Source organism: Synechococcus sp. R55.7 (genome assembly GCF_047461955.1).
Taxonomy (GTDB): Bacteria; Cyanobacteriota; Cyanobacteriia; order Thermostichales; family Thermostichaceae; genus Thermostichus.
The window spans coordinates 1-4,226 of sequence record NZ_JANSIC010000056.1; the positions used below are offsets into that span (position 1 = coordinate 1).

Genomic DNA, 4,226 nt, shown 5'->3' on the forward strand with positions numbered 1-4,226 from the left:
GCGGGGGTAAAGGTGCGCAGGGCTAAAGCATGTAGGCGGCCATCCTGCAGGTAAGCTTTCAGGGCCTCATTCACCAGCCGGTGCTGTTTGATCAGGGGCAAGCCCTGGAATTGTTCCGCCACCACGATGGCCTGGAAATGATGGCCATCGCCGACAGTGTCTTCCACCTGCACCCTTGCGCCGGGTAGGGCAGCCCGTACCAATGCCTCAATTTCTCGTGGATCCATGCGCTGTTGTTCCCGTTGTCTCGTCGCGTCAGCGTTGCGGAGCAATAGTGTGTCCAAGCTCGAGATCCCGCCTTGGATCTCGACCTGCTCATCCATTACCCTAGACGGTTCCGGGGCAAAACGGGATCTCTTCCGGCCCACTGCAGGCGGTGGCCAGGCTGGGATGGCTCAGCACCAAGACCTCGGTGATGGGACCGCGTTTGTGGCCCTGGGCGTTGATGGCACGGCTGGCAGAGATGGTCTGGATGGGGTAATCCCGGTACAGTTCCCGCACAAAGGGGCAATCGGAATTGGAGAGCAGCACCTGCACGCCTCGGTCGGCCAATGTTCCAAACACTTCTCGCAGGCGGATCTGTTCCGCTTCGCCGAAGGCAAACCGGCTGTAGGCTGTGAAGCTGCTGCTGGCAGAAAGGGGATGGTAAGGGGGATCCAAATAGACGAAATCCCCGGGTTTGGCTCGTTCGAGCACCTGCCAAAACGGCTGCACCGCGATCTCCACGCCTTGTAAAACCCGTGCCACGGCCCGTAGGTTCTCCGCGTCGCAAATGCGGGGATTGCGGTAACGGCCCAAAGGAACATTGAACTCTCCCCGCGAGTTTTCCCGGTAGAGGCCATTAAAACAGGTCTTGTTCAGATACAGCAGGCGGGCAGCCCGTTGCGCCGGATCTTCAAATCGAGCCGCGCGGATGGTGTAGTAATAATCCCGGCTGTGGTGGGCTTGGTGGTGGCTGAGCAGGGCAATGATCTCCTCCACCTGATCCCGCACGCAGCAATACACGTTTACCAGCTCAGGGTTGATATCCGACAAAACAAAGGGCCGCAAGCCCGGCGGAGTCCTCTGGGCCAGATGAAAAAAGACCGCTCCACCCCCCAAAAAGGGCTCGTGATAGGTGTTCCAGGCGCGAGGAAAAAAGGGTTCGTATTGGCTGAGCAGTTGCCCTTTTCCCCCTGCCCATTTTAGGAAGGGACGCGCTTTAACGGCTGGCTCCGCTGGGGTGGGTTCGCAGGAGTCGGGTACAGGGTTCCAGAGTTCTTCCCGCCGCAGAGCACGCCTATGTCCAAGAGAACAAGGGTGGGTCATCGTTGGTTCAGTGATCTGGATTCTCTTCCAGCAGCTTTTCTAGCGTCTCGATCCAATGCTCCAGCTCCTCCAGCGCCTGCAACACTCCCCCTGGGTCGCTCAGATCTGCCTGCAGCAGCTGGGTGGTTTCTTCCAAAGTCAGGGATCCGGGCGGGCTGGCCAACCAACGGAGGTAGTGGGGCAGAAAGTTGCGCGGAGAACTGTGATAGCGGCGGTGACAGGCCAAGGCCACCAGGCTGGCAAGGCTAGCCTGATAGGCACTAAAGGGGTGGAGAAACAGCTCCGGCATCCCCACCCAGTAGAACTGGTGTTCCGGCAACAGTTCCACCGCATCTCCGCACAGCTCCTGACACAGCTTCAACCACTCTTCGCTCACCCAAAGAGGATAGGTTGCCACATTTTCCCATGCGGGGAGCCCCGACCGATAGAGAATCAGCTCCAGCCGACTGATCAAGCTCTGGTAAAACACCGCCTGCAACTGGGCTTCCAAATGGTGTATCAACAGGGCCTGGGCCAACTGGAGGCTGCCGGAGCGTTCCCGCCAGCGCTGCGGAGCAGTTTGCCCCTCTGGGTCGTAAAGAGCAGGCCTGCCCATGCGAGGGGATCCCACTGCTGAGGCAACCAGGTGATCCAGGAGTATTTGCTGCAAAAAGACGGTGTGAGCCTGCACCCCCCACGCTCGCGGCAGCAGTGCGGAACTCCCCTGCATCTCCTCCAGATCCAGCCAAACTTGGGGATCCTCAGGCCGGAGCCGCTGGCTGATGATAGCAAGAACCTTCAACAGGAGCTCGCTCCCGCCGGATCCCGTTTCTCCCGACCTGGGCGAGAACTCCGTTTCGCCGGGGCGAAAGGCTGCGCCCGCTGCGCGATTGGGCTTGTCTGCCTCGATTGCCGAGCCGACTTCTAGCAGCCAGGGTTTGGCCTGGGCCGCACACTCGGGGCAGAAGTCCTGCAGGGCTGCCCAGATTAGAGAGGTGGCCTCAGCAGAGGTCAGGGGCGGCACGGGATCCCCCCAGGGCGCATGCAGATCGCAGATGCGAATGGAACGTCCCATTGTTCTGCTTTTGAGGCGGTAATAGTGCTGGAACAGGTCAAACCGATCGCGGATCCCTTCCAATAGGTTCTCCAAAAAGGTCTGAGTCAGGCCCTGGCGGGCCAGATACAGCTCGGCAGCAGAGTCATAGCCCCGCCATTGGGCCTCCCACAGGTGGTCGCGGATCAGGGTGCTGAGGATAAACCCACCCAGATCGGCATGGGCTTCTAGGTGTTGGACTAGCCGCTGGTAGGCCACCCAGCGGATCTCCGCGCTGGCGTGAGTTTGTAAGCTCTGCAGCTGGACAAGAGTGTGCTCTGGGAGCGCAGCAGGCGAGTTCAGGGTCACTTGCCACAACTGCCGCCAAGCTAACCTTCCTGTTGGGTACTGTTGGTGGAGCAGGCACTCCAGAGGCTCCGGTTGTTGGTGACCCCGCTGCTGCAGGAGGCGACACAAAAACTGGCGAAAGGGGCGCAGCTCCGGCTCGGCACAAGCAGCGGCCAAGGGATCCGAGGGCCGATCCTCTCGCTCCTGCGGCGTCTCAGCTGCGGGTTCGCCGAGGGGAACGGCGGTCAGGGATTGCAGTTCCAGGGGGAAAAACAACAGCTGGCTCTGCAGGGAGATGACCCGCTCCAGATCCCTCCAGCTGGGGTCTGCCTTCGTCCAGGCCATCTCTGGTTCGGCCTCAGCCGGGATCGCTGTTGGAAGGCTGCTGCTCTCGCAACCCTCGGCAAGATGGGCTGCCAGGGCGAGCGCCTGCGTCAGCTCCGACAACTCCTGCAGCGCCACCGCCAGCTCTGGCGGGCTGAGCTGGACCACCTGCCCCCGGTAGCGCTGGGCAAACTGCTGCACCTGCTCCTCCAGTTCATTCCAGGTTAGGGCGCGCTTTTTCCCAGAGCCAGAGAAACGCTCGAAAGGGGGTTCAGCAGCAGGAAAGACCACCGGCATCAGCCTCCTAGAGATGGGGTCGTCCCTCTGTTGGCTTGTCGGCAGAGGGGTGTGCCCGCCTTTTGACCTCTGCCAAAGGGCAAATGGCTGGGGAAATCTGGGTTGGAGGTGCAGGCTGCGATCAGAGGGATCCGGATCCCTGCTATCCCCCCCTGGGGGTTCCCATCCTGGTCAGAACATAGCCTCACCGCTGCTGTGCTGCGCAAAGGCGGCAGCAACAGCCAACCCAAGCCTGAGCCATTCGGCAAGCTCGGATCCGGGATCCCGCATTCATTAAAGACTGCGACTGCGAAAACCGACGTGCCTCCTTTGGGGCAGGAAAAACCTGAGATGATTGTGACATTCTCCTTGGGCAAATGCAGCCGGCAGCGTGGGGATCCCAATTTCGGCCAGGATACGTGTTGGGACAGAATAGGCCTGCGGCCACTTGTGCAAAGGGTAAAAGAACTATCCGAGGGAGGTGACTGCATTGTTTGCCCAAGTCACTGCTGCCGCTCTGCTGGGACTCCGGGCCGTGCAGGTTACGGTGGAGGTGGATGTGGGCGGTGGCTTGCCCCAGATCACCTTGGTGGGACTGCCCGATACTGCCGTTCAGGAGGCCAAAGAGCGAGTGCGGGCGGCGATCAAGAACTCCGGCTTTGCTTTACCCCAGCGGCGGATCATCGTCAACTTGGCCCCTGCCGATCTGCGCAAAGAGGGCCCCAGCTTCGATCTGCCCATTGCCATCGGGATCTTGGCGGCCTCCGGGGTGATCGAGGGGGAAGCGCTGGCCAACACCCTGATGGTGGGGGAATTGGCCCTAGACGGCACCCTACGCCCGGTGGCCGGGGTTCTGCCTATTGCCGCCAGCGCTGCCGAGATGGGGATCCGCCGCCTGGTGGTACCCCAGGAAAATGGGCCGGAAGGAGCGGTGGTGCAAGGGATCCAAGTGTATGGG

4 protein-coding genes are annotated in these 4,226 nt (G+C 61.1%); 1 reads left to right on the forward strand and 3 read right to left on the reverse strand.

Annotated features, from left to right (window positions below; genetic code table 11):
• The 3 genes from NW820_RS04520 to NW820_RS04530 form a co-directional block, all read right to left on the reverse strand.
• On the reverse strand, positions 1 to 227 hold a 227-nt coding region (locus NW820_RS04520), incomplete at its 3' end, for a BolA family protein (RefSeq protein WP_414406802.1).
• Between the two features lie 100 nt (positions 228 to 327).
• Positions 328 to 1,308: a DNA adenine methylase gene (locus tag NW820_RS04525; RefSeq protein ID WP_414406803.1), complete on the reverse strand. Its 981-nt coding sequence runs from the start codon at positions 1,306 to 1,308 to the stop codon at positions 328 to 330.
• A 7-nt stretch (positions 1,309 to 1,315) separates the two neighbouring features.
• Positions 1,316 to 3,289 carry a peptidase M3 gene (locus tag NW820_RS04530; RefSeq protein ID WP_414406804.1) on the reverse strand — a complete coding sequence of 658 codons (1,974 nt, stop codon included), beginning with the start codon at positions 3,287 to 3,289 and terminating at the stop codon, positions 1,316 to 1,318.
• A 469-nt stretch (positions 3,290 to 3,758) separates the two neighbouring features.
• Between NW820_RS04530 and NW820_RS04535 the strand changes: the two genes are divergently transcribed.
• The coding region (locus NW820_RS04535) for a magnesium chelatase domain-containing protein (RefSeq protein ID WP_414406810.1) at positions 3,759 to 4,226 on the forward strand (468 nt) is incomplete at its 3' end.